This is a genomic window from Saccharopolyspora terrae, assembly GCF_004348435.1.
Lineage (GTDB): Bacteria > Actinomycetota > Actinomycetes > Mycobacteriales > Pseudonocardiaceae > Saccharopolyspora > Saccharopolyspora endophytica.
This window is the reverse complement of sequence record NZ_SMKS01000001.1, coordinates 184054-207307: the sequence shown is the minus strand read 5'-3', so window position 1 is coordinate 207307 and position 23254 is coordinate 184054. Positions and strand designations below refer to the sequence as shown.

26 protein-coding genes are annotated in these 23254 nt (G+C 69.2%); 8 read left to right on the top strand and 18 right to left on the bottom strand.

Annotated elements, in window-relative coordinates; genetic code table 11:
• Positions 1–48: 48 nt before the first annotated feature.
• The 5 genes from E1181_RS01115 to E1181_RS01095 all read right to left on the bottom strand — a co-directional run bounded on the left by E1181_RS01115 (position 49) and on the right by E1181_RS01095 (position 4249).
• Positions 49–855: a methyltransferase domain-containing protein gene (locus tag E1181_RS01115; RefSeq protein ID WP_132671946.1), complete on the bottom strand. Its 807-nt coding sequence runs from the start codon at positions 853–855 to the stop codon at positions 49–51.
• Between the two features lie 98 nt (positions 856–953).
• On the bottom strand, positions 954–1871 hold the full coding sequence (locus tag E1181_RS01110) for an asparaginase (protein ID WP_132671945.1): 918 nt from the start codon (positions 1869–1871) through the stop codon (positions 954–956).
• The gene (locus tag E1181_RS01105; protein ID WP_132671944.1) at positions 1868–2428 is read right to left on the bottom strand and encodes an RsiG family protein; all 561 of its coding nucleotides are present in this window, start codon (positions 2426–2428) and stop codon (positions 1868–1870) included. The genes E1181_RS01110 and E1181_RS01105 overlap by 4 nt, the downstream gene beginning before the upstream one ends.
• Before the next feature lie 212 nt (positions 2429–2640).
• Positions 2641–3783: a CAF17-like 4Fe-4S cluster assembly/insertion protein YgfZ gene (gene ygfZ / locus E1181_RS01100; protein WP_132671943.1), complete on the bottom strand. Its 1143-nt coding sequence runs from the start codon at positions 3781–3783 to the stop codon at positions 2641–2643.
• A 37-nt stretch (positions 3784–3820) separates the two neighbouring features.
• Positions 3821–4249, bottom strand: coding sequence for a Fur family transcriptional regulator (locus E1181_RS01095; RefSeq protein ID WP_246536093.1), 429 nt, complete (start codon positions 4247–4249; stop codon positions 3821–3823).
• 95 nt (positions 4250–4344) lie between these two features.
• Here E1181_RS01095 and E1181_RS01090 point away from each other — a divergent pair, with 95 nt between their 5' ends.
• The gene (locus E1181_RS01090) at positions 4345–5193 is read left to right on the top strand and encodes an aminodeoxychorismate lyase (RefSeq protein ID WP_132671942.1); all 849 of its coding nucleotides are present in this window, start codon (positions 4345–4347) and stop codon (positions 5191–5193) included.
• 194 nt (positions 5194–5387) lie between these two features.
• Here E1181_RS01090 and E1181_RS01085 read toward each other — a convergent pair whose 3' ends face one another.
• Positions 5388–6029: an FABP family protein gene (locus E1181_RS01085; RefSeq protein ID WP_132671941.1), complete on the bottom strand. Its 642-nt coding sequence runs from the start codon at positions 6027–6029 to the stop codon at positions 5388–5390.
• A 257-nt stretch (positions 6030–6286) separates the two neighbouring features.
• On the opposite strand from E1181_RS01085, the gene E1181_RS01080 reads away from it, so the two are divergent.
• A complete protein-coding gene (locus E1181_RS01080; protein ID WP_132671940.1) occupies positions 6287–7030 on the top strand; it encodes a class I SAM-dependent methyltransferase in 744 nt (247 codons plus the stop codon).
• 53 nt (positions 7031–7083) lie between these two features.
• Here the strand turns inward: E1181_RS01080 and E1181_RS01075 are convergent, their stop codons facing one another.
• From E1181_RS01075 to E1181_RS01050, 7 genes are all read right to left on the bottom strand, one after another.
• Positions 7084–7383, bottom strand: coding sequence for a DUF1416 domain-containing protein (locus tag E1181_RS01075; RefSeq protein WP_132671939.1), 300 nt, complete (start codon positions 7381–7383; stop codon positions 7084–7086).
• 34 nt (positions 7384–7417) lie between these two features.
• Positions 7418–8257, bottom strand: a complete 840-nt coding sequence (locus E1181_RS01070; protein WP_132671938.1) for a sulfurtransferase — start codon at positions 8255–8257, stop codon at positions 7418–7420.
• 32 nt (positions 8258–8289) lie between these two features.
• Complete coding sequence (locus E1181_RS01065; RefSeq protein WP_132671937.1) at positions 8290–8733, bottom strand: DUF4395 domain-containing protein; 444 nt, start codon at positions 8731–8733, stop codon at positions 8290–8292.
• A gap of 130 nt (positions 8734–8863) precedes the next feature.
• On the bottom strand, positions 8864–8929 hold the full coding sequence (locus E1181_RS32820) for a putative leader peptide (protein WP_363786369.1): 66 nt from the start codon (positions 8927–8929) through the stop codon (positions 8864–8866).
• A gap of 94 nt (positions 8930–9023) precedes the next feature.
• Entirely contained in the window at positions 9024–9461 is a 438-nt protein-coding gene (locus E1181_RS01060) for a TlpA family protein disulfide reductase (RefSeq protein ID WP_132671936.1), read from the bottom strand.
• Entirely contained in the window at positions 9458–10261 is an 804-nt protein-coding gene (locus E1181_RS01055) for an LmeA family phospholipid-binding protein (protein WP_132671935.1), read from the bottom strand. The genes E1181_RS01060 and E1181_RS01055 overlap by 4 nt, the downstream gene beginning before the upstream one ends.
• Entirely contained in the window at positions 10258–11052 is a 795-nt protein-coding gene (locus tag E1181_RS01050; RefSeq protein WP_235875610.1) for an alpha/beta hydrolase, read from the bottom strand. The genes E1181_RS01055 and E1181_RS01050 overlap by 4 nt, the downstream gene beginning before the upstream one ends.
• Positions 11053–11236: 184 nt before the next feature.
• On the opposite strand from E1181_RS01050, the gene E1181_RS01045 reads away from it, so the two are divergent.
• From E1181_RS01045 to pstB, 6 genes are all read left to right on the top strand, one after another.
• The gene (locus E1181_RS01045) at positions 11237–12001 is read left to right on the top strand and encodes a winged helix-turn-helix transcriptional regulator (protein ID WP_132671933.1); all 765 of its coding nucleotides are present in this window, start codon (positions 11237–11239) and stop codon (positions 11999–12001) included.
• 82 nt (positions 12002–12083) lie between these two features.
• The gene (mshD, locus tag E1181_RS01040; protein ID WP_268952419.1) at positions 12084–13031 is read left to right on the top strand and encodes a mycothiol synthase; all 948 of its coding nucleotides are present in this window, start codon (positions 12084–12086) and stop codon (positions 13029–13031) included.
• Positions 13032–13252: 221 nt separating this feature from the next.
• Positions 13253–14368, top strand: coding sequence for a phosphate ABC transporter substrate-binding protein PstS (gene pstS, locus E1181_RS01035; protein ID WP_132671931.1), 1116 nt, complete (start codon positions 13253–13255; stop codon positions 14366–14368).
• Positions 14369–14533: 165 nt separating this feature from the next.
• Entirely contained in the window at positions 14534–15499 is a 966-nt protein-coding gene (pstC, locus tag E1181_RS01030) for a phosphate ABC transporter permease subunit PstC (RefSeq protein WP_235875686.1), read from the top strand.
• Positions 15496–16410 carry a phosphate ABC transporter permease PstA gene (pstA, locus tag E1181_RS01025; protein ID WP_132671929.1) on the top strand — a complete coding sequence of 305 codons (915 nt, stop codon included), beginning with the start codon at positions 15496–15498 and terminating at the stop codon, positions 16408–16410. Before pstC ends, pstA begins: the two co-directional genes overlap by 4 nt.
• Positions 16411–16421: 11 nt before the next feature.
• Entirely contained in the window at positions 16422–17198 is a 777-nt protein-coding gene (gene pstB / locus E1181_RS01020; RefSeq protein ID WP_132621701.1) for a phosphate ABC transporter ATP-binding protein PstB, read from the top strand.
• A 257-nt stretch (positions 17199–17455) separates the two neighbouring features.
• On the opposite strand, the gene E1181_RS01015 is transcribed toward pstB, so the two are convergent.
• From E1181_RS01015 to E1181_RS00995, 5 genes are all read right to left on the bottom strand, one after another.
• A complete protein-coding gene (locus E1181_RS01015; RefSeq protein WP_235875608.1) occupies positions 17456–18313 on the bottom strand; it encodes a helix-turn-helix domain-containing protein in 858 nt (285 codons plus the stop codon).
• Between the two features lie 133 nt (positions 18314–18446).
• Positions 18447–19094, bottom strand: coding sequence for a phosphate signaling complex protein PhoU (gene phoU / locus E1181_RS01010; protein WP_132621699.1), 648 nt, complete (start codon positions 19092–19094; stop codon positions 18447–18449).
• Between the two features lie 103 nt (positions 19095–19197).
• Entirely contained in the window at positions 19198–21483 is a 2286-nt protein-coding gene (locus tag E1181_RS01005; RefSeq protein ID WP_235875605.1) for an LCP family protein, read from the bottom strand.
• Between the two features lie 251 nt (positions 21484–21734).
• Positions 21735–22589: a GGDEF domain-containing protein gene (locus E1181_RS01000; RefSeq protein WP_408008932.1), complete on the bottom strand. Its 855-nt coding sequence runs from the start codon at positions 22587–22589 to the stop codon at positions 21735–21737.
• Between the two features lie 268 nt (positions 22590–22857).
• A complete protein-coding gene (locus tag E1181_RS00995) occupies positions 22858–23253 on the bottom strand; it encodes a hypothetical protein (RefSeq protein WP_235875595.1) in 396 nt (131 codons plus the stop codon).
• Position 23254: the final 1 nt, after the last annotated feature.

Sequence of the window (23254 nt, the reverse complement as noted above, 5' to 3'; positions counted from 1 at the left end):
CGGGAACCTGATTTCCACTGAAATCGGGTACCCGCGCGGGGTGATGGGTCAGGGGCGGCAGCGGATCTCCCCGTTGAGGACGGCGAACCAGCCGGACTCGGCGTCACGCCAGGCGTGCCAGGCCTGAGCCAGGGTCTCCAGTTCTTCTCGGGTGGTCAGGCCGTGGGTGATGGCCTGGTCGGCGAAGGAGGACTGGCGGATGCGGTCCGCCCAGAGGTCGCCCCACCAGGCGCGTTCCTCGGGCGTGGCGAAGCACCAGGCCGAGGCGGTGCACTCGACATCGCTGAAACCGGCCTGCAGGGCCCAGGTCTTGAGGAGCTTGCCGCCGTCGGGGTAGGCGTCGTTGCTGCAGGCGACCGCGCGGTAGAGATCCAGCCAGCGGTCCATCCCCGGGTGATCCGGTGACCAGCGCATGCCGCCGTAGTCGGCGTCGCGGGCGGCGACGACCCCGCCGGGCTTGCACACGCGACGCATCTCGCGGAGCGCGGCGACGGGGTCGGTGAGGTGCTGCAGGACCTGGTGGGCGTGGACGACGTCGAAGGTGTCGTCGGCGTGGGGCAGGCGGTAGACGTCGGCGACCTCGAACCGGGCGTTGTCCACCCCGCGCTCGGCCGCGGCGGCGCGCGAGATCGCCAGCGGTTCTTCGACGTTGTCGATGCCCAGCACCTGGCCCGGCGCGACCCGTTCGGCGAAGTCGAGGGTGATCGTTCCCGGACCGCAGCCGACGTCGAGCACCTGGGCGCCGGGACGGAGGTCGCCGAGCAGGTACGCGGCCGAGTTCTCAGCCGTCCGCCACTGGTGCGACCGCAGCACGCTCTCGTGGTGCCCGTGCGTGTAGGTGTCCTGCCCGCTCATGCTCACCGTCCCGAAATGTGGGATATCTGTTCCGAAATATGAGCATATCGCGGGCAAGGTGCTGGTGAGAAGTGTTCACCCGAGGAGATCGGGAGAGGTCAGGCCAGGGCGTTCGGGATGAGGCGGACCGAGCCGACGGGGTGGCCTCCGCCGTAGACCGGCTCCTCGGCGAGGTCGTCCAGGCCCGTGACGCCCAGGGCCGACAGGATGCCGACCGCGATCGGCAGCCGGGCGCGGTCACCGCCGTCGGCGATCTTGATCGCCGCGGCGCGGCCGTCGGGCAGGGCGAAGGCGAAGACGCCCTCCGCGCCGATCTTGCTGATCAGCCCCGGGACCGCACCCATCAGTCGGACGTCCTCGCGGCCGGTGCCCGAGACCAGCCACGGGTGCTCGTGCATCGCCTGCCCGACCGGGGTGTTGACCAGCTGCTGGAACACCCGGGCCAGGCCGGTCAGCGAGATCGCGAACAGCGGGGCGCCGCAGCCGTCGACCGCGGTGTTGGCCAGCGGCTCGTCGGCCAGGTCCACGACGGTGTCGGCGATCGCGACCTGCAGCGGGTGCTTCGGATCCAGGTAGTCCGCAGTGGACCAGCCGTTGATCACGCAGGTGGCGAGCATCGCGGCGTGCTTGCCGGAGCAGTTCATGGTGATCCGCCGCTCCTCCGAGACGCCCCGGCGCGCGGCCTGGCCCAGCGGCAGGTCCGGCGGGCAGCGCAGGTCGTCCTCGGTGAGCGAGAACCGCTCCAGCATCTCGGAGACGCGAGCGATGTGGTCCTGCTCGCCGCTGTGCGAAGCGGCGGCGAGCGCCAGGTCGGCGGAGGGGAGTTCGAGCCCGCAGCGCAGCATCCCGGCCGCCTGCGCGGGCTTGAGCGACGAGCGCGGGTACATCGGAGCGGTCGCGTCACCCCGCGTCATCAGGGGCGCACCGTCCGGGTCGATCACCACCGCCGAAGCGTGGTGCACACCTTCCCGAAGTCCACTTCGGACGATCTCGACGAGTGGAACAGGTGGGATCAACGCCGGTCTCGCTCCTCTGCCAGAAGGTCATCCACCGACGCGGCGCCTTCCCGGTAGCGGCGGGCGATCTCTGCGTTGAGTCGATCCACGACCTGCTGAACCTCGCGGCGGCGCTGCGAGACCGAGTCCTCCTCGGCGGTGTAGGCGCTCAGCGCCCGGTCCAGTTTCTCATCGGACAGCGACATGACGTCGGAGAGGTCCACGTCCGAGACCAGCGCTTCCACGTGCCTGCGGTGCGCCTCGGCCCGCGAGGGCTCGGTGGTCTGGTAGCGGCCCGAACCGGTGGCCGGGCCGACCGCGTTGTCGGACAGGATGTTCACCAGCTGCTCGACCACGGACCGCGAACCGTCCTCGCGCCGGCGCCGCTGCTCGGCGCGCACGATGTCGATGCGCGCGTGCAGCACCCGTCGCAGGTAGGACAGGTCCGTCTCCTCCTGGGCGGCCTCGTCCCGCAACGCGCGCACGTCACCCAGCACGTGTTGTTCGATGCCACTGGTGTAGTCCGGGGACAGGACCCTGTCGATACGGCGCCGTCCACCCGGGCGGACTTCGATCACGTGGCCATCCTCCGGCAATTCGGTCGAGCTCGCCAACAGTTCGGGTGATGTCGTTACGACAACAGTGTGACGCCGAGCGTTCGATCAGCGTTCCTCGGTGTTCGAAACGACCCCTGATCGGGCGACCGGCATGCCTCAAGGCATACCGGCCCTGTCAAACACCGACGTCACTTGGCGCGCAGAACTTGAGGACCGTTACCGAAACTAACCGCTCACCGGCCGCGGAGGCGGTCGGCGGCCACCCGGCCGGGCGGCTCACCGCTGTCCGGCGGCACCGAGTCCGGGTCCACCGCCGCGGCCACCGCGCGGTCCTCCTCCGGATCACCGGCCATCAGCTCACCGTCCACCGGAGCGGTGCGCTTGAGCAGCGCCAGCGCCACCGGCCCGAGCTCGTGGTGCTGCACGACGCTGCCCACCCGGCCGACCTTGCGGTCGCCGTGGAACACCGGGTCGCCGATCTCCGGCGAGACCTCCACCGAACCGTCCAGGTGCAGCAGCACCATCCGGCGCGGGGGCTTGCCGACGTTGTGGACCTTCGCGACCGTCTCCTGGCCGCGGTAGCAGCCCTTGGCCACGTGCGCGGCGAGGTGGATCCAGCCCAGCTCGTGCGGGATCGCGCGGTCGTCGGTGTCCATCCCGACCCGGGGCCGCAACGCCTCCACGCGCAGCGCCTCGAACGCCATCGTGCCCGACGGGCGGATGCCCGCGTCGGTGAGCTTCAGCCACCAGTCCACCAGCGATTCGCGCGGAACCAGCAGGTCGTAGGTCTGCAGCGCGCGGAACGGCACGTTGCGCACGAACCCGCCGCCCGGCAGTCCGCGCACCTCGTAGGGGCCGGAGGGGACCTCGGTGAACCCGGCGAGGATGCCGCCGGCGTCCGGGCCCATCGCGGTCAGCACCGCGAACTCCGAGGTGGCGTCGCGCGGCTCGACCTTCGACCAGAACCGCATCGCTTCCAGGTATTCCGGCAGCGACTGCCTGCCGTTCACGCCGATCGTCGGCAGCGCGCTGGTGACCTCCGAGGGCGCGTCGGTGTCCAGGTACACCACGCCCTCGTGGTGGGCGACCAGCATGTGGCTGTCCACGCGGCCGTGGGTGTCGAGCACGAGCGCTTCGGTGCCCTGCCCGTCGGGCAGTTCCGTGAGGTGTTGCGAGAGCACCAGGTGCAACCAGCTCAGCCGCTCCTCGCCCGGAACCGCGATGACCTCTCGGTGCGAGCGGTCCACCAGGACGGCCGAACGCGCTGCCGAGCGCTGCTCGGCGAACGGGTCGCCGAAGTGCCAGGGAACGCCGCGGTCCACCGAGTCCTCCGGCGCGGGCACCGCGCCCGGCAGATCCAGCGTGGGTGAACTCATTCAACGCTCCTTGAGTCGTGCTCGTGCGACACCGGGTTCAGCCGATGTCGGCGGCCTGGCATTCCCGGCAGGTGCCGGACAGCGCCAGGTGCGTCGCGTCGAGGGCGAAGCCGTGCTCGGCGCGCAGCTTGTCGGCCAGCTCGTCCATCGTCTCGATGGCCACCTCGTCGATCCGGCCGCAGCGGTGGCACGCGAGGTGGACGTGCTCGTGCTCCTCGGCGGAGTAGGTCGGCGCACCGTGGCCGAGGTGGGTGTGCCGCACCAGCCCGAGCTGTTCGAGCAGGTCGAGCGCCCGGTAGATGGTGGTGATGTTGATCGTCGGAGCGATCTCCTGCACCTTCTTGCAGGCCTGCTCCGGCGTGGCGTGGCCCAGCTCGCGCACAGCGTCGAGCACCAGCTGGCGCTGCGGCGTCATGCGCATGCCCCGTTGGTGCAGAGTGCTGCGCAGCGATCCCTGGTCGCTCAATGCCCGCTCCCGTGCTCGACGCGCTCGGATGGGAAACCCACCTCGATCGTAACCTCCGGGCCGACTCCCGGATCTGGACGCTCTACCCTTCCGGCATGCGCGTACTGGCACTTTTGGACGGGACCCTCGCCGATCCCGAAGCTCCGCTGTTCCGGGCCGATGACCTCGGTGTGATGCGAGGTGACGGCTGCTTCGAGACGATCCTGGTCGTCGACCGCGAGCCGCGCGAGCTCGGGCCGCACCTCGACCGCATGGAGAGGTCCGCGCGGCTGCTGCAGATGCCGCTTCCCGAGCGCGCGGCCTGGGAGCGCGCCGGGCAGGCCGTCATCGACGCCTGGCCGTGGGATTCCGAGCCGGAGATGGGCCTGAAGCTCGTCTGCACCCGGGGCATCGACGGTGGGGACGGCACGCCGCACGGGTTCGCGATGGGCATGGACGTCGGCCCCGACACCAAGCGCAAGCGCGACAGCGGGGTCGAGGTCGTGACCCTGGACCGCGGCTACGCGCCGGACCTGATGGACAGGGCCCCGTGGCTGCTGCTGTCGGCCAAGACGCTGTCGTACGCGGTGAACATGGCCGCGCTTCGCGAGGCCGAGGAGCGCGGTGCCGACGACGTCATCTTCACCGCCAGCGAGGGCACCGTGCTGGAGGGCCCGACCTCGACGGTCGTGCTGGCCCAGGGCCGCAAGCTGCTGACCACGCCACCCGCCTCGGGCGTCCTGGCGGGCACCACCCAGGGCGCGCTGTTCCGCGCGGCCGAGCAGGCGGGCTGGGAGACCGAGGTGGTCGACTTCCCCACCTCGGCGCTCTTCGATTCCGACGGCGTCTGGCTCGCCTCCAGCATCCGCCGCCTGACCCAGGTCCGCGCCATCAACGGCACCTCGGTCAAGGCCGACGACGCGCTGCACAACGAGATCGTCAACCTCTACGAGTCGAACTACTGAACCTCGCTTCACCTGCTCAGCGGTGCGGGTGGCGGAACCTCAGACGTCTTCTGGCTCCGGGATCCGAGACTTGAGTATGAACGGATACGCGGCGCTACGGCTGTCCTCGCCAGAAGACGTCTGAGAACCCGCGGCGGTGCGAGTTGCTCAGGTGGGGCACTGAGGAAGCGCCTTCGGCGCTTGCCTGACGTCGGTCAGCCCGCGACTCGGTCGAGCTTGGCTGAGAGGCGCGGCTGCAGTTCGTGCTCCGAGGTCGCTCGCTCTTCCACGTAGGCGAGGGCTCCGTCGACGACGCCGTAGAGGCGGCTGGCGGCCGTGACGTCCTCGCCCGTGGGGGTGCGCAGCACTGCGTCGGTGCCGAACTCCCAGGTCGTGGTGTTGCGCGGCTGCCCGATGAACAGCTCCGAGACGCCCGTCGAGTGCATCAGCATGAGCTCGATGGTGTCGTCGGGCTGCGGGCGCAGGAAGCCGGTCTCGCGGAACGCGGGTGCCACGACGTTGCCGCCCTCGCCGTCCAGCCGCCACGCGCGGCTGGAGTACATGAGGAACGGGCGACCGTCGTGCGAGATCGTCACCTGCTGGATGAACCGGAAGGTCTCCTCCAGCGACGGGTGCGAAGCCTCGCCCTCGCCGCGCCACACGCCGACCAGCGGCAGCAGCGACAGGCAGGCGTCATCGAGCGAGGGGCCCAGCCGCAGGTTCGCGGTGTCGCCCTCGCCCGGGAGGTCGTCGAACTCCGGGACGTTGCGTTCCCGGGTGATCTTGGCTCGTTCCGCCGCCGCGGCAACTGCGGCATCGCCGCTGCCCGGCTGCGGTTCGTTCGGCGTTGCAGTCATCGCATCGAGGCTACAACGAGGCCGTCATCAGTCGTTGTACAGGCGGTACACGACGTAGAAGGCGAACCAGATGGTCGCGACCGCAGCGAGTCCGACGAGCGTGACGAGGCCGTAGTGCAGAAAGTCGAGGAGTTCCACGGATGAAGGATAACCACGGCGACGTCCCGGCGGAGTGTGGCGTGCGGCATGATCGGCGTGGTGAGCGGCGGGAACAGGCCGCTGAACACCAGGAACGTCAGAGCCGGGACGAGGATCACATGGACTTCGAGACGCTGCGCGAGCGCGCGCTGGCCTACCGCGAGGAGCTGCTGGCCCGCAAGGACAAGATCACGCCGGCCGACTTCGGTTGGTACCCGTACGACACGATGGCCAACATCTTCCACCTGGACGCCCTGCTCAGCGGGCCGCAGCGGCAGGTGTTCGACAGCATCGCGGGGACCCGCATCGCCGACATCGGTGCCGCCGACGGTGATTTCGGGTTCTTCCTGGAGGACGAGCTGGGCTGCGAGGTCGACCTGATCGACAACGCGCCCACCAACTTCAACGGCCTGCGCGGCGCCCGGCGCCTGGTCGAGGAGCTGCCGTCGCGCGCGCAGGTGCACGAGATCGACCTGGACGCCCAGTTCCGGCTACCCGCCGAGCGCTACGGCGCGGTGTTCTTCCTCGGCCTGCTCTACCACCTGAAGAACCCGTTCCTGGTGCTGGAGCGCCTGGCCGAGCGCGCGGAGCTGTGCTTCGTCTCGACCCGCATCGCCCAGGTCACCCCGGACGGCACGCGCATCGCCGACCAGCCCGTCGCCTACCTGCTGGACCCGGCCGAGGCCAACAACGACGCCACCAACTTCTGGATCTTCAGCGAGACCGGGCTCCGCCGGATCTTCGACCGGACCGGCTGGGACGTCGTCGACTTCACCACGGTCGGCTGCCAGGAGGACTCGGATCCCCGGACCCCGGACCGCGACGAGCGGGCCTTCGCGCTGCTGCGCTCCCGCAAGGTCTGAGACAGCAGAAGGGCCGGCACCTCGGGAGGTGCCGGCCCTTCCGCTCGCGCAGGTCAGGCGACCGCGATGTCCACGGCGTGGACTCCGGTGCCCGTCGGGGAGACCGTGGACTCGCCCTTGCCGCTGCGGTGCAGCGCGCGGACGGTCCAGTCACCCGGAGCCGCGTAGAACCGGAAGTCGCCCTCCTCGGAGGTGACGACCTCGGCGGTGAACTCGCCGGAGGAGTCCAGCAGGCGGACGAAAGCCCCGCCGACGGGCGACTCCCCGGCCCGCACCTTGCCGGCCACGACGACCTGGTCAGTGGCCTCGTCGACCGCGGTTGCCGACTGCTGCGGCGCTCCGCATCCACTCATGACACAAACTCCTTGCTCGGTGTTACCGGGGTGATCAGGCGCCGGACGGGTTCTCGATCGGCACGCCGATCAGCGAGCCGTACTCGGTCCAGGAACCGTCGTAGTTCTTCACGTTCTGGTGGCCGAGCAGCTCGCGCAGCACGAACCAGGTGTGCGAGGAGCGCTCGCCGATGCGGCAGTAGGCGATGGTGTCCTTGCTGGTGTCCAGCCCGGCCTCGCCGTAGATCTCCTTGAGCTCCTCGTCGGAGCGGAAGGTGCCGTCCTCGTTCGCGGCCTTGCTCCACGGCACGTTGATCGCGCTGGGGATGTGGCCACCGCGCTGCGCGGCCTCCTGCGGCAGGTGCGCCGGGGCCAGCAGCTTGCCGGAGAACTCGTCGGGCGAGCGCACGTCGACCAGGTTCTTGGTGCCGATGGCGTCGACGACCTCGTCCCGGAAGGCGCGGATCGAGGTGTCCGGCTCCTGGGCCTTGTAGGTGGTCGCGGCCTTGGTCGGCTCGTCCTTGGTCAGCTCGCGGCCGTCGAGCTCCCACTTCTTGCGGCCACCGTCGATCAGCTTGACGTCGCTGTGGCCGTAGAGCTTGAAGTACCAGTAGGCGTAGGCGGCGAACCAGTTGTTGTTGCCGCCGTAGAGCACCACGGTGTCGTCGTTGCCGATGCCCTTGGCGGACAGCAGCTTCTCGAAGCCCTCGCGGTCGACGAAGTCACGACGGACCGGGTCCTGCAGGTCCTTCTTCCAGTCCAGCTTGATGGCCCCGGGGATGTGGCCGCCGTCGTAAGCGGTGGTGTCCTCGTCCACCTCGGCGAACACCACCCCGGCGGTGTTCAGGTTCTCTTCGGCCCACTCGGTGGAGACCAGGACCTCTGCGCGGCTCATCGAGCGACTCCTTCGTTGATCTTCGAACTTGGTCAGTCGGTTGTGGACGCCCCGGCCGGCGCGAACCGGCGGAGCACCAGGTACATCTGGCATCCGAGGCAGTAGCCGAACACCGCGTTGAGCAGTGCCGCCACCAGGGCTAAGGCGTTTGCCGCGATGCCGAGAGCGGTCAGGTCCGCCGCGTAGCCGATGGTGGCCACGAGGGCGAAGACGAAGCCCACTCCTTGCGAGAAGCGAACGGGTGCGGGGTCCTCGCGCTCTTCCGGCGCGACCGGTGCGAGCTTGGGCTGCACGGTGGTCCGGTACAGCGCGCCCCACGGGTTGAGCTGCATTCCGATGAACGCGCACAGACCGAACAGAACCATCTGGGCCGCCATGACACGCCAGCTCGTGGTGACCAGGCCCAACGCGAGGATCACGCTGGTCATCGCTGCGGTGAACCTGACCCCGCGTGGGTCGAGCGTCGTGACAGACATGTTTCGAGGGCCTCCTGACGATGTGGACTGGGTCTGCCGAGTCCGTCAGGCGGAGGGCGCGCGCCGGCGAGGGTCATGAGGGCATGACGAGGCCGTGCTTGGAACGCGTACTACCGCCCGGTCAGTGCCTTCAACACAGGCTGCTACCCACGCGGCAGAGATCAACCGCGCGCCTTCGGGTCAGCAGTACATGCACGAGTCGGAGGTTACCCGGACAGACCGATCGCCGGGAAGAACGTTCATACAGTGGGACGGGTTAAGCCGTTCCGCTCACTTCGCGCGGGGGCGCGTCACAGGTGCGGCTGGATGGCCTCGGAGAGGGCCTGCGGGCGGGGGACGCCGCCGACGCGGAACAGCTCACGGCCCGCGTGGTCCAGGACCAGGGTCGTCGGTGTGCTGTGGACGCGCAGCGGCGTGGACCACTCGGGGTGGTCGGTGAGGTCGACCTCGACGTGGCGGACGTCGCTGGTCTTGCCCGCGAAGTCGGCCAGCAGGATGCGGGCGTGCCGGCACGGCTGGCAGAAGGTGGTCGACAGCTGCAGCAGCGTCACCTTCGCGTCGGGTTCGGGGGCGTCGGCGAGCCGCTGCTTGAGCCCGTCCGGGACGTTGTCGGTCACGTTCTCCTCGCCGCCGCTCTTGCGCACCTTGCCCTGCCTGGCCTGCCAGATCAGCCCGAGCACGAGGGCCACCGGCACGACGATCAGCAGTGCGATCACACCTGGGCTCATCCCGTGGTCACCCCGTTGCCGTTGATCGTGACGTTCTCCGCGGTGCCCTCGATGACCAGCGCGCCGCGCTCGGCGCGCACCGCCGTGGGCTGCACCTCGAAGGGCAGCATCCCCGGGTCGAGGGTGGTGTTGAACTGCTTGAGCACCGACTGCTCGAAGATCGGCGGCAGGTCGATCGGTCCCAGCGCGCTGTTGTTCAGCTCCAGCTTGCGCGGCTCGATCTCCATCTTGCCGTTGACCAGCGACAGCACCGCGATCACCCGGACCTTGTTGTCCGAGCCCGCGATGTTGACGGTGCCGTCGAGCTGCACCGGGGCGCGCTGGTCGTCGCCGCCCTCGGCCAGCCGCTTGTCGGACTCGCTGATGTTGCCGTCGTCGTCGGCGAGCGCGTCCGGGGCCGCGGGTTCGATGGTCAGGTCCTGGATGCCGATCAGGCGCGCGACGTCGGAGGCCTTCAGCTTCACCCGGCCCACCAGCTGGTCGACGGTGAACTGCTCGGCGGTACCCGCGATGACCTCCGAGGTCGCGACCTTCACGCCGTGCAGGTCGGCCTCGATGCCCACCTCGTTGAACGGCTCGACCGGCACCGAGTTGGCCACCAGCTGCACGTCGCGGTAGTTGCCCGCGGCGACCTGGGTCAGGAACGGGAAGCCGTTGATCGAGACTTCGGGCTGCTCCGGCAGCTTGAGCTGCTGGGCGACCTTCTTCGACACCTGGTACTCGGCGAACGCGGCCGAGCCGAAGTCGGCGGCGACCAGGAGGCCGATGACGAGGACGAGGGTGATCGCGAGCTTCTTCACTCCGCGCGTTCCGTTCTGTCGGGGCGCCGGGAGCCCGACCGGGCTCGATCGGGCCGTCCCACTGTATCGACCGCCCACGCCGCGATCCGGTCCAGCAGCTCCGGGGTGGTCGAGCTCTCAGCGTGCCGCATGCCCTCGACCAGCCAGAACTCCGCTCCGCCCGCCTCGCTGAGGGCGCGCGCGTCGGCCGGTGGGAAGTAGTGATCCTCGGCACCGTGCACGATCAGCTGCGGCACCTCGATGCGGGTGGCGAGCTCGATCGGCGACACCGGAACCCGGGGCCACGGACCGGCCAGCCGCACGCCGAGCAGGCGGGCGCTCAACCGCCCGTGGGGTTGTTCGAGCAGCCAGTGGACCCTGCGCATCGCGGGGGTGTCGCGCACGAACCAGCGCGCCGGGCTGCTCACCGAGATCACCGCTTCCGGCGGGGTCCCCAGCGCCGCTTGCCGGAGCACGACCGATCCGCCGAGGGAGAAGCCGACCGTCACGACGCGCGCGCACCCGGCCGCGCGCAGGTGCGCGACGGCGACGTCGACGTCCATGGCCTCGTTCGGGCCGACGGTGGTCCGGCCGCCGGAGCGGCCGTGACCGCGGAAGTCCGTCGCCAGCACCGGCCCGTGCGTGGCGAGCCGTTCCAGGACGCCGCGCACGCTGGGCTTGCGGATGTGGTTGGTGAAGCCGTGGCCGACGACGAAACCCAGCGGCGCCGGCAGCCCCGGGCCGGGATGCAGAACGCCGCGCAGCCGGGTGCCGTCTTCGGCGCGCAACGTGACCGGGCGATCTCGAAACACCCGCGAAACATGCGGTGCGCTGCTGTTCACAAATGTGATGCCCTCGGTTGGACCTGGGTTTTTCCGCCGCATGTCGGTTATTCTCCTTGCCATCCACAGGCAACGACGCCAAGTCATCCGATGACTGCGGGTGATGGCCGGTTCACGGCCGTCGGTCGTTCTCGCCTGGAGATGGAGGCCCCAGATGAGCTCCGAACTGCTCCTGCTGACCAGTGAATCCGATTGCGACGAGGTCCTTCCGTCGCTGGCACTGCTGCCGCACCGGGTGCGAGTCCTGCCCGCAGACCCTGGGGCGATCCTGTCGGGTGGAGCGCACGACGTGGTCGTCGTCGACGCCCGCACCGACCTCGCCGGCGCCCGCGACCTGTGTCGCCTGCTCGCCGCCGGTGATGCCCCGGTGGTCGCCCTGGTCAACGAGGGCGGTCTGGTGACCGTCAACGCCGAGTGGGGGGTCGACGACATCCTGCTGCCGACCACCGGGCCGGCCGAGATCGACGCCCGGCTGCGCCTGCTGGTGTCCCGCCGCACCGAGTCCTCCTCCACCGGCGACGGTTCGCTGAGCGTCGGCGACCTGGTCATCGAGGAGGCCACCTACACCGCCCGGCTGCGCGGCCGGGCGCTCGAACTGACCTACAAGGAGTTCGAGCTGCTGAAGTACCTGGCCGGTCACGCGGGCCGTGTGTTCACCCGCGCCCAGCTGCTGCAGGAGGTCTGGGGCTACGACTTCTTCGGCGGCACCCGCACCGTCGACGTGCACGTCCGGCGCTTGCGCGCCAAGCTCGGCCCGGAGCACGACTCGATGATCGGCACCGTGCGCAACGTGGGCTACAAGTTCGTCCGCCCGAACCGCGGGGGTTCGACCTCCCCGCTGGCCGCCGAGGTCGCGGAGGCCGAGTCCGCTGCGGCGGAGGCCGTGGAGTCGGCGGACTTCCGGAGCATCAACGCGTAACCGCGAGATCAACCGCGAAGCCCTCGATCTTGAAGATCGGGGGCTTCGTCGCGTGCGCGTGGGTAGGGTCGTGGGTGTGCAGCTGACTTGGCGTAATGGACTGGACGACAGCGAGACGGCCGAGGTGATTGGCCTGCTCGCCGAGACCGAGAAGGCCGACGGTGTCGCTCCGGTCGGCGAGCACGTGATCCTGCGGCTCAAGGCCCACCGCGACGTCGTCCACCAGATCGAGCCGGTGCAGGCCGACGTGCGGTCCGAGCACTTCATCGTCCGCGATTCCGGCGGCGTGCTGACCGGTTACGCGCACCTGGACACCGAGCACGAGGCCGGTGCGGGCCAGCTGGTCGCCGAGCTCGCCGTCCACCCCGAGCACCGGAGGCTGGGTGCGGGCACCCGGCTCGTCGAGGCGCTGCTGGAGCGCGCCGATCTGGGTGCTGAGCCCGACGCCGACACCGGACGGCTGCGGATCTGGTCGCACGGCGAGCACCCGGGCGCGCTGCGGCTGTCCGAGCGCTACGGCTTCCACCGGCCGCGCGAGCTGTGGCGGATGGGCCGCGAGCTGGCCGAGCCGGAGCTGCCCGAGGCGCAGCCGCCGGAGGGCGTGACCATCCGCACCTTCCGGCCCGGGAAGGACGAGGCCGACGTGGTCCGGGTCAACCACCGCGCGTTCGTCTGGCACCCGGAGCAGGGCGACATGACCGAGGCGGACGTGCGCGCCAAGGAGAAGGAGGACTGGTTCGACCCGGGGGGCTTCTTCCTGGCGGTCGACCCCTCCGGCGAGCTCCTGGGGTTCCACTGGACGAAGGTGCACCCCGACGGGACCGGTGAGGTCTACGTCGTCGGTGTCGACCCGCACGCGCAAGGCGGTGGCTTGGGGAGGTCACTGACCGTGGTCGGCCTCCGTCACCTCCGTGATACCGGGCGTAGTCGCGTCATCCTCTACGTCGAAGCCGACAACGTTCCGGCGGTGAAGGTCTACCAGCGGTTGGGCTTCGCCAAGTGGGACAGCGACGTGCAATTCGGACGCTGAGCCGAGAATGCTGTGAGTCACGGTGCGAGCGGAAGATCCACCTCCCTCTCGCCCGTTGGGGTGTGTCCCCGCTTACTAAGCGTGCCTTGTTCACTTCGCGTTCACTTGGATGGCGAAGGCAGTCCATCCGCGCTGCTTAGCGTCAGCCCCAAGCGGCATGAAGCACGAGCCTGCGCGGCTCGGCCGCGCCCCGCAGTTTGTCCCTTGGGTGGAGGAACGAAGTGAGAATCAAGCGGCACAGCGCTGCGTTGGCCGTCGTCGCCGCGGGCGCGCTCGTGCTCGCCGGCTGCGGCTCGGACCAGAACGTCCCGCAGGGCGGTGGCAACCCGGCTCTCGACGGCCTGCAGGTCGAGTGCGGCACCAAGCCGATCTCCGGTGAGGGCTCGTCGGCGCAGAAGAACGCGGTCGACGTCTTCGCGCGCGACTACGGCCTCAAGTGCGCCAACCAGACGGTGAACTACACCAAGTCCGGATCCGGCAAGGGCGTCGCCGCCTTCACCGCCGGCCAGGTCGACTTCGGTGGTTCCGACTCCCCGCTGAAGGAGGAGAAGGGCGAGGTCGCCAAGGCCGCCGAGCGCTGCCAGGGCAACCCGGCCTGGAACGTCCCGATGGTGTTCGGTCCCGTCGCGATGTCCTACAACATCCCCGGCGTCTCCGACCTGACCCTCAACCCCGACGTGATCGCCAAGATCTTCAAGGGTGAGATCAAGAAGTGGGACGACCCGGCGGTCAAGGCGTTGAACCCCAACGCGCAGCTGCCGTCGATCGACATCGTTCCGTTCTTCCGCTCGGACGAGTCGGGCACCACCGAGAACTTCCAGAAGTACCTCAAGACCGCCACCGGTGGCGCGTTCGCCGGTGAGGGCAAGACCTTCCAGGGCGGGCAGGGCGTCGGCCAGGGTCGTGACGGCTCCGACCAGGTCGCGCAGTCGGTCAAGGCCACCGAGGGCGGCTTCACCTACGTCGAGTGGTCCTTCCCGAAGAACCTGGGCCTGGGCATCGCCAAGATCGACAGCGGCGCCGGCCCGGTCGAGCTCAACACCGCCAACGTCGGCAAGGCCATCGAGGGCGCCAAGATCGAGGGCCAGGGCAACGACCTGAAGGTCGACCTCGAGTCGATCTACGGCAACAAGTCCGCGGGCGTCTACCCGATCGTCCTGAACACCTACGAGATCGTCTGCTCGAAGGGCTACGACCCGGAGACCGCCAAGGCGGTCAAGGCGTTCCTGACCGTGGCGGCCAACGCCAACCCGCAGGAGCTGGAGAAGGCGGGTTACGTCCCGCTGCCCGAGGCTTTCAAGGGCAAGGTCCTCCAGGCCGTCAACGCCATCTCGTGAGAGTGACCGGGCCCGCCCGCACCCCGGGCGGGCCCCTGGTCCAACGGATTAGATGAGAGGCTGCAAACAGCAGTGACCGACTCGACGAGAGCCGCCACGCGCCCCGCGGGCACCACCGGTGCCCAGCGGGGCGTTTCGGCGCCCAGTTCCGGACCGGAGGCCCCCATTTCCGCTCCAGAGAAGACAGCGGGCAAGTCCTCCCGCGTCGGCGACAAGGTGTTCTCCTCACTCGCCACCGCGTCCGGTGCGTTCGTGGTGGCGGTGATCGCCGCCATCGCGATCTTCCTGCTCATCCGGGCGGTTCCGGCGCTGCAGGTGAACCACGTGAACTTCCTGTTCAGCCGGGAGTGGGACACCCGGGATCCGGCGAACATGAGCTTCGGGATCTTCGACCTCGCGTGGATCACCATCGCCAGCTCCGTGGTCGCGCTGGTGATCGCGATGCCGCTGTCCGGCGGGATCGCCCTGTTCCTCACCCGCTACGCGCCGAAGAACCTGGCCCGCCCGTTCGCCTACATCGTCGACCTGCTGGCCGCGGTGCCCTCGGTCGTCTACGGCCTCTGGGGCTTCCTGGTGCTGGGGCCGTTCCTCAAGCCGGTGTCGAACTGGCTGAACGAGACGCTGGGCTGGATCCCGATCTTCGGCCAGGGCAACATCGCCCAGGTCGACTCCGGGGCGAACGTGTTCACCGCCGGGATCGTGCTCGCGGTGATGATCATCCCGACGATCACCGGTGTGACCCGCGAGGTCTTCGCCCGCACCCCGGACGCGCAGATCGAAGGCGCGCTGGCGCTCGGCGCCACCCGCTGGGAGGTCATCAAGACCACGGTGTGGCCCTTCGGCCGCAACGGCTTCGTCGGCGGCTCGATGCTCGGCCTCGGTCGCGCGCTGGGCGAGACGATGGCGCTGACCATCATCCTGAGCGCGACCACCGCGCCCCCCGGGTACAGCATCTTCGACAGCGGGGCGACCTTCGCCTCCAAGATCGCCCTCGGGTCCGCGGAGTTCAACAACAACCTGCAGGTCGGGGCCTACATCTCGGCCGGTCTGGTGCTGTTCATCATCACCTTCGCAGTCAACGCGATCGCGCGCTGGATCGAGAGTGCGGCCGGCGCTAAGGGGAAGTCATGAGGACCGACGCTGCCGACGTGGAGCAGCTCGCAACCGCGCCGGCCTTCCAGAGCATCGGCTTCGGCCGGAAGTTCAAGGACAACCTGGCCACCGTCCTGTTCGCGGCGGCCTTCGTGATCGCGGTCATCCCGCTGCTGTGGGTGCTGTGGACGCTGCTGGAACGCGGGCTCAAGCCCGTCCTCAGCGCCGACTGGTGGTCGCACTCCTTCAAGGGCCTGCTGCCCACCGACTTCGGTGGCGGCGTTTACCACGCGCTGGTCGGCACGGTCTTCGAAGGCCTGGTCTGCCTGGTCTTCGCGGTGCCGCTGGGCGTGATGGTCGCCGTCTACCTGGTCGAGTACGGCCAGCAGTCGAAGCTGGCCAAGGCCGCCACCTTCATGGTGGACATCCTCAGCGGTCTGCCCTCGATCGTGGCCGGCCTGTTCATCTACGCGCTGTGGATCACCACCTTCGGCATGACCCGCAGCGGTTTCGCGGTGGCGCTGTCGCTGCTGCTGCTGATGCTGCCGGTCGTCGTCCGGGTCACCGAGACGATGCTGCTGATCGTGCCGAACGAACTGCGCGAGGCGGCCTACGCGCTGGGCCTGCCGAAGTGGAAGACGATCGTGCGGATCGTGCTTCCGACCGCGCTGTCGGGCATCGTCACCGGTGTCATGCTCGGCCTGGCGCGCGTGCTCGGTGAGACCGCACCACTGCTGATCCTGGTCGGGTACTCCTCGGCGATCAACTTCGACCTCTTCCGCGGGGAAATGGCGTCGCTGCCGCTGACCATCTTCATGGAGCGCAGCACCGGAACCATCGCCGGTGAGTACCGGATGTGGGGAGCGGCGCTGACCCTCGTGATCGTCATCATGCTGATCAACCTTGCCGCGACCGGTCTGTCCAAGATCTTCGCGATCAAGACCAAGTAGGGACATTCGACATGGCCAAGCGTCTCGACATCAAAGACCTGAACCTGCACTACGGCAAGTTCCACGCGGTGCAGGACGTGACCCTGCAGGTGCCTGCCCGCAGCGTCACCGCGTTCATCGGTCCCTCCGGTTGCGGCAAGTCCACCGTGCTGCGGTCGCTCAACCGGATGCACGAGGTCATCCCGGGTGCCCGCGTCGAGGGCAAGGTGATGCTCGACGGCGAGGACATCTACGCCGACAACGTCGACCCGGTGCAGGTCCGCAAGACCATCGGCATGGTCTTCCAGCGGGCCAACCCGTTCCCCACCATGTCCATCCGGGACAACGTGGTGGCCGGGCTGAAGCTCGCGGGCGAGAAGAACAAGTCGCACCTCGACGAGGTCGCCGAGCAGGCGCTGCGCGGCGCGAACCTGTGGGAAGAGGTCAAGGACCGGCTCAACAAGCCGGGCGGCGGCCTCTCCGGCGGTCAGCAGCAGCGCCTGTGCATCGCCCGCGCCATCGCGGTGCGTCCCGACGTGCTGCTGATGGACGAGCCCTGCTCCGCGCTGGACCCGATCTCGACCCTGGCGATCGAAGACCTGATCTCGCACCTCAAGCAGGACTACACGATCGTCATCGTCACCCACAACATGCAGCAGGCCGCCCGCGTCAGCGACCAGACCGCGTTCTTCAACCTGCGCGCGGTCGGTGAGCCCGGTCAGCTCGTGGAGATCGACGAAACCGGCAAGATCTTCTCCAACCCCACCCAGAAGGCCACCGAGGACTACATCTCCGGCCGCTTCGGCTGATCCCCGGAAACTTGAAATGCAGGGCCTCCCAAGGGAAGCCCTGCATTTTTTGTCCTCTTCTCACGTCAGGCAAGCGACGAAGTCGCTTTCTCCTCACCCCACCTGAGCAACTCGCACCGCCGCGGGTTCTCAGACGTCTTCTGGCGAGGACAGCCGTAGCGCCGCGTATCCGTTCCATACTCAAGTCTCGGATCCCGGAGCCAGAAGGCGTCTGAGGTTCCGCTTCCCGCACCGCCATGCAGAAAGACCACAGCGTCTTAGACCTGCAGCTCGTCCGCAACCGAGGAGATGAAGGCGCTGGAGTCCTTGGGGTTCAGGGCGTTGGTGCAGACCTGCTCGAAGGCCTTGAGGTAGTCGGCCGTGTCCGCGGCTTTGTCCAGGAAGCGGGAGTTGGCGGAGTCGCCGAGGTGCACGACCTGGGGGTCGGCCTCGTTGGTGAAGGAGAACACCGCTGCGCGGTCGCCCATCAGCGGGTGGCCGCCCTTGCTGAACGGCAGGACCTGGATGGTGACGTTGCGGCGGTAGCCCAGCAGCACCAGGTGCTCCAGCTGCTGCCGCATCACGGCGGGACCGCCCACGCGGCGCCGCAGGGCCGACTCGTCGAGGACCGCCCACAGCTCCAGGGGTTGTTCGCCCAGCAGCCGCTGCTGGCGCGTGGAGACCACCTTGAGGCGTTCGGCGATCTCGTCGTCGGTGAACACCCGGGAGTCGGAGGTCAGCAGGGCGCGCGTGTAGTCGGTGGTCTGCAGCAGCTCGGGCAGCGGGTCGCTGCCGAAGCAGCTGACGGCCTTCGCCGAGGTCTCCAGCCCGAGGTAGGTCTGCAGGCCGGGACGCACCGCCGTGCTCGGGTACTGCTGCCACCAGCCGCGCTGCTTGGAGTCCTGGGCCAGGTCGATGAGCGCTTCGAGCTGATCGCCCGCGGCGCCGTAGAACTCGGCCATCAGGCGCACGTCGGAGGTGCGCACCGGTACCCGGCCCAGCTCGATCTGGCTGATCTTGCCCTGCGAGCAGTCCAGGTGGGCGGCGACCTCGCGGTGCGTGCGGCCGGCGATCTCGCGGAGGCGCCGCAGTTCACTTCCCAGTCGACGTCGGTGCACGGTCGGACTCTTACCCACCGAGCACCTCATCGGTACGAGTTCGGTCGCTTCTCACTCGAAAGAGGATGGCACACGATGATCACAACATCGAGTGCTGAGACCGACTATTAATACTTTCCGCGCGAGATCGTCACCTGCCTGCGGAAACCGATCAACGGGACGGCATCTTTCCGGTCACGATGAACTCGACCCGGCGAGCGACCGCGACCGCGTGGTCGGCGAAGCGCTCGTAGAAGCGGCCCAGCAGCGTCACGTCGACCGCCGTGGCCACGCCGTGCTCCCAGTCCGGGCTCATCAGCACGGTGAACAGGTGGCGGTGCAGGTCGTCCATCTCGTCGTCGACCTCGTCCAGCAGCCGGGCGGCCTCGACGTCCTGGGTGCGGATCACGGTGCTGACCTGGTGGGCCAGCTTCACGGCGATGCGGCCCATCTCGGCGAAGTAGGCGGCGACGTCGTCCGGCAGCACCGCGTTCGGGTGCCGGCGCCGGGCTGCCTTGGCCACGTGCAGGGCGAGGTCGCCCATCCGCTCCATGTCCTCGGCGGCGTGGATGGTGGCGATGACGCTGCGCAGGTCACCGGCCACCGGGGCCTGCAGGGCCAGCAGCCCGAAGGCGTACTCCTCGGCCCGGGACCGCGCCTCGTCGACCAGTGCGTCCTCGTCGATGACCTGCTCGGCCAGGCTCAGGTCTGTCTCCAGGAGCGACTTGGTGGCGCGCTCCATCGCCGTGCCGACCATCGCCGACATCGAGGCGAGAACGTCGGTGAGCATGCCTAGTTGTTCCTGGTAGACCTCGCGCATGTCACCCAGCGTACTTCCCCGCGGAATCGGACAGAATGACCTGTGGTGAACCGGAGGTGAAATCGCCGTGATCGACCAGCTCGACGCCGGCGATAACCGCAGGTCAGCCGCAGATCTCGGTCCCGGCGTTCACGGTTGAGTCGCCCGGCAGGGACGGCTCCGCGGGCTGCTGGTGCAGCACCCGGCCGACACCGGCCGCACCACCGGAACCGCCCGACCCGCCGGTCGGCGTGGACTGGGCGGCCTTCTGCGGAGCGCCGTCGGTGGTCACCGGCGCGTCGTCGATCATCGACTGGAACAGCGCCCTCGCGGCGTCGTCGCGCAGGACCTCCATGCCCTCTTCGTTGGCGTAGCCGGTGGTCGGGACCGTCACGAAGGTGACCTTGTTCGGGTCCAGGCCCTGCAGCTGCTGGCCCAGGTCCATCAGCCGGTCGGCGCCGATGTTGTCGCCGAAGGTGTTGGCGCTGACGGCCTTGACGAAGTCGCTGAGCTTGCGCGGGTCCAGCAGCACCTGGCTGGACATGGTCTTGCGCAGCAGCGACGACAGGAACATCTGCTGGCGCTGCATCCGGCCGTAGTCGGAGGTCGGATCGCCCTTGACGTGCCGGGCGCGGACGTAGGTCAGGGCCTGGTCGCCGGTGAGGTTGTGCCGTCCGGCCTCGGGGATGACCGTGCCGAGCGTGGAGTCCACGACGGGCTTCTCGGTGCAGATCTCGACGCCGTGCACGGCGTCGACCATGGACTTGAAGCCGTTGAAGTCGATGCCGAGGAAGCTGTCCATCCGCAGGCCGGAGACCTGCTGGATGACCTTGGTGGTGCACAGCGGGCCGCCGACCGCGTACGCCTCGTTGAGGCGCGCGCCCTTCTTGCCCGGGACGATCTCGTCGCTGTACTTGCCGGTCTTGGGGTCCCAGCGCTGGCAGTCGGGCCGGTCCACCTGCAGGTCGCGCGGGAAGGACACCAGCTCCACCCGGCTCCGGTCGGCGGGGATGTGGGCGACCATCGTGGTGTCCGAGCGCGCGCCCGGCTCGTCGGTCTCGTCGCCGACGCCGTCGGACGCGCTGGCTCCGGCGCGGGTGTCGGAGCCGATCATGAGGAAGTTCTGGTCGCCCGCCTGCCCGGCGGCGTCCTTGATGTCGGAGGAGTTCGGGTCCAGCGCCAGCACGGCCGAGGGGCCGAACAGCGCGGTCGCGCCCCAGGCGAAGCCCAGCGACAGGAACACCGTCAGCGACGCGGCGACCGCCACGGCCATGACGATCAGGTGCGTGCGGCGTTTGCGCTGCTTCTTCTTCCACTCCATGCGCGACCCGCCACCGCGGTTGTCGCGGAAGTCGAAGGGCATGTCGCTGCCGAGCTCGGGCTCCTTCTTGTTGCCGGGGAGCCACGCGTAGCGCTTGCGGCGCTTGGCCTCCTCGGCGGCGATCTCGTCGTGCACCGCGGAGAAGCGGGCGAGCGTGAGGTCGATCTGCTCGATGTCGTTCTTGCGATCGTCGTCGTCGCCGAAGTCCTCGGCGATGCCGGCTTCGTCGTCGAACTCGTCGAGTTCGGAGTAGCCGTCGGCGGGCGCCACGATCGCGGTCTTCTCGGCCTGCTCGACCGGCGGCGGAGTGGGTTTGGCGGGCTGCGCGGGCCGCTCCTGCTGCGGGGCCGCCGGCACGCGCGGGTGCTGCGTGGTGGCGTCCATGTCGGCGGGCGGGCGCGCGGGGTTCGGGCGCGGGTTGCGGCCGGACGGGGGTGAGACGCGCTGCGGGGCGTCGGTGCTCAGCGCCTGGCTGATCCGGGTGGCCTCGTCAGCGGGCGGCTCGGGGCTGCGCCGGGCGGGACGTGCGGCGGCGCCACCGGCGAACGCGGCGGCGGCACCCGGAGCGGCGGGCGGTGGCGGGGTGGGTCGCTGGTTGCGACCGGAAGGCGGGGAGACCGGGCCTGCCGGCGGCTGCTGCACGGGCCGCGGGCCGGTGCTCGGCGGCGTCCAGCCGGCCGGGGGTGCCGGGTTGTTCGGCGGAGCGGGCGGCGTGGGCATCGGGCGGCTCGGCGGTGCCTGCCGGGGGCGCCGGCCGGTCGGCTCGGGCGAGGTCCACGCCTGCGGAGGTTCCGGCGGTGCCTGCGGAGCGGCCCGACGCGGGCCGGTCTGCGGAGGTTTCTGCTGCGGTTTCTGCTGAGGCTGAGGTGCCGACGGCGGCTGCGGTTCAGCGGCGCGGCGGTGGCCGGAGGTGCCCGGGCCCTTGCCGTGCTTGGACAGCAGGTCGATCACGCGGGTGCCACCCGTGCCGTCCTCGGACAACGCTCGTCGGCGACGTCCGGAACCACTTGCCGAACCGGTGGCATCGGCGTCCTCGTCGGGGCGGGTACGCCGGTGCCCGAAGTCGCCATGCCGGGGGTCTTGCGGCACGCGTGTTCCCTCCCAACCTGCCTCAGTCATCGTTCTGCGGATCTTGACGCGCTCGATACTCCCCGACATGTATCGCGTTGCGCCTCAAAGATAGTACGGCTGATCGCCCGAACTGACGATAGCGCCGACAGTTTCTTCACAATCAGTGCACGATCCTACTGGCTCACTGGTCTGTTACGACTAACCGTGCTAAGCCAGATGACCGGTATGCGCGAAAGCTGAAAGCACCCTGTGTCCTTGATTGATCGCCATCAGTAACCGGCGGCTCTCCTGCCCGCTTCGGTGACGCGCTCGGCAGCGGCCCCGGCCAACCGGACCTCCGCGCCCTTCCGGTACGCGACGGCGTTCCGGCCGGCCCGCTTCGCCGCGTACAGCAGCGCGTCGGCGGAGATGAGCTGCTGCTCGCCCGAGACGTGCCCGCCGGTTCCCTGCTCGTGCACGACTCCGATGCTGATGGTCACGCCGAGGCCGGGCGCCATGGTCTCCCACGGGAAGTGCTCCACCCGCTGCCGGGCCGCTTCGCAGACCTGCACCCCCGAGTTGGGCAGGATGTGCGGCAGCACCAGCACGAACTCCTCGCCGCCGTAGCGGGCGCAGAACGCGCCGTCCGGCAGCGCTTCCTGCAGCAGGTCCACGACGCGCTGCAGCACCCGGTCCCCGAACAGGTGTCCGTAGGTGTCGTTGACCAGCTTGAACCAGTCCAGGTCGATCAGCGCCACGGCCATGCCCTCGCCGGTCATCGAGTTCTCGGTGACCAGGTCCGCGAGTCGTTCGTCGAGATAGCGACGGTTGTAGCTGGCGGTGAGGCTGTCGCGCAGGCTCTCCTCGCGGGCCTTGGCGTGCTCCTTGCGCAGCAGTTCGACCTCGCTGCGCAGCTGTTCGGGCACCGCGGGCTTGTCCGAGGACATCATGTCCAGCGCGGACCGCAGGTGGTGGTACGCCTGCCGCCACTGGCCGCGGGAGGCCAGCAGGCGCGCTATGGACTCGTGCAGCTCCGCCATGCCCGTGCCGTTGGCGACTTCCTCACGGCTGCGAGGCGTGGGCGGTTGCGGCAGGTCACCGCCACCGGAGTGCGGGTCTTGCCCGGCGTACCTGTTGCGGATCACGTCGACCACCTCCCGTCCGCGCTGTCGTCATCTGACGGAACGATCATGCCGGTTGGACTCGCCCCGCGTCTCAATTCGCGCGATCGGGTGACAACGTCGGCGATCGGAGACCGACCCTTCGGCTCCTAGGTGTGTACCGGGCGGAGGGGCGGATGTGGAAGCGAATCGGTTCGGACCCACCCGCACGGACGAGCAAACCAGTGTCGGTTTCATATCACCGCTCTGCAACCGTATCGAGGTGATCTTGGCCGCATGTCTGGATTTTCGATTATTGGGGACAGGGTGCGAACCCGAAGGTCCGCCCGTCGAGGACTACGAGGTGTTGTGACCCGATCTGATGACCGGTGGCGCTGCCGTTCACGCGGGTGGTGACTTCGACGCCGATCGCCCAGATCTCGCCGCGCGGGACCACGCCGTCGGCGGTGAACCCGGGGTCCGGCCGCAGCGTGCTCCAGGCGGGGTCCAGCTGCACCGTGAGATCGCCGAGTTCGCACGTGCTGTCGGTGAAATCGGGGTGCTGCGAGCGGTGGAAGAACTCCTGCTGCGCCTGCGGGCCCGCGGTCGCGGCGGCGTTGTTGTCCGCGAAGTAACCGCGGAAGTCCGGCTGCTGCGGGGCCGTCGCACACCCGGTCGCGCACAGCGCGACCAGGAGCGGCCAGACCACT

Coding starts and splice junctions, on each gene's coding strand:
- E1181_RS01115 (WP_132671946.1), bottom strand. CDS start 855: ATGAGCGGGCAGGACACCTACACGCACGGGCACCACGAGAGCGTGCTG.
- ygfZ (WP_132671943.1), bottom strand. CDS start 3,783: ATGAGTTCACCCACGCTGGATCTGCCGGGCGCGGTGCCCGCGCCGGAG.
- E1181_RS01090 (WP_132671942.1), top strand. CDS start 4,345: ATGCGCGTACTGGCACTTTTGGACGGGACCCTCGCCGATCCCGAAGCT.
- E1181_RS01085 (WP_132671941.1), bottom strand. CDS start 6,029: ATGACTGCAACGCCGAACGAACCGCAGCCGGGCAGCGGCGATGCCGCA.
- E1181_RS01080 (WP_132671940.1), top strand. CDS start 6,287: ATGGACTTCGAGACGCTGCGCGAGCGCGCGCTGGCCTACCGCGAGGAG.
- E1181_RS01075 (WP_132671939.1), bottom strand. CDS start 7,383: ATGAGTGGATGCGGAGCGCCGCAGCAGTCGGCAACCGCGGTCGACGAG.
- E1181_RS01070 (WP_132671938.1), bottom strand. CDS start 8,257: ATGAGCCGCGCAGAGGTCCTGGTCTCCACCGAGTGGGCCGAAGAGAAC.
- E1181_RS01065 (WP_132671937.1), bottom strand. CDS start 8,733: ATGTCTGTCACGACGCTCGACCCACGCGGGGTCAGGTTCACCGCAGCG.
- E1181_RS01060 (WP_132671936.1), bottom strand. CDS start 9,461: ATGAGCCCAGGTGTGATCGCACTGCTGATCGTCGTGCCGGTGGCCCTC.
- E1181_RS01045 (WP_132671933.1), top strand. CDS start 11,237: ATGAGCTCCGAACTGCTCCTGCTGACCAGTGAATCCGATTGCGACGAG.
- pstA (WP_132671929.1), top strand. CDS start 15,496: ATGAGGACCGACGCTGCCGACGTGGAGCAGCTCGCAACCGCGCCGGCC.
- pstB (WP_132621701.1), top strand. CDS start 16,422: ATGGCCAAGCGTCTCGACATCAAAGACCTGAACCTGCACTACGGCAAG.
- phoU (WP_132621699.1), bottom strand. CDS start 19,094: ATGCGCGAGGTCTACCAGGAACAACTAGGCATGCTCACCGACGTTCTC.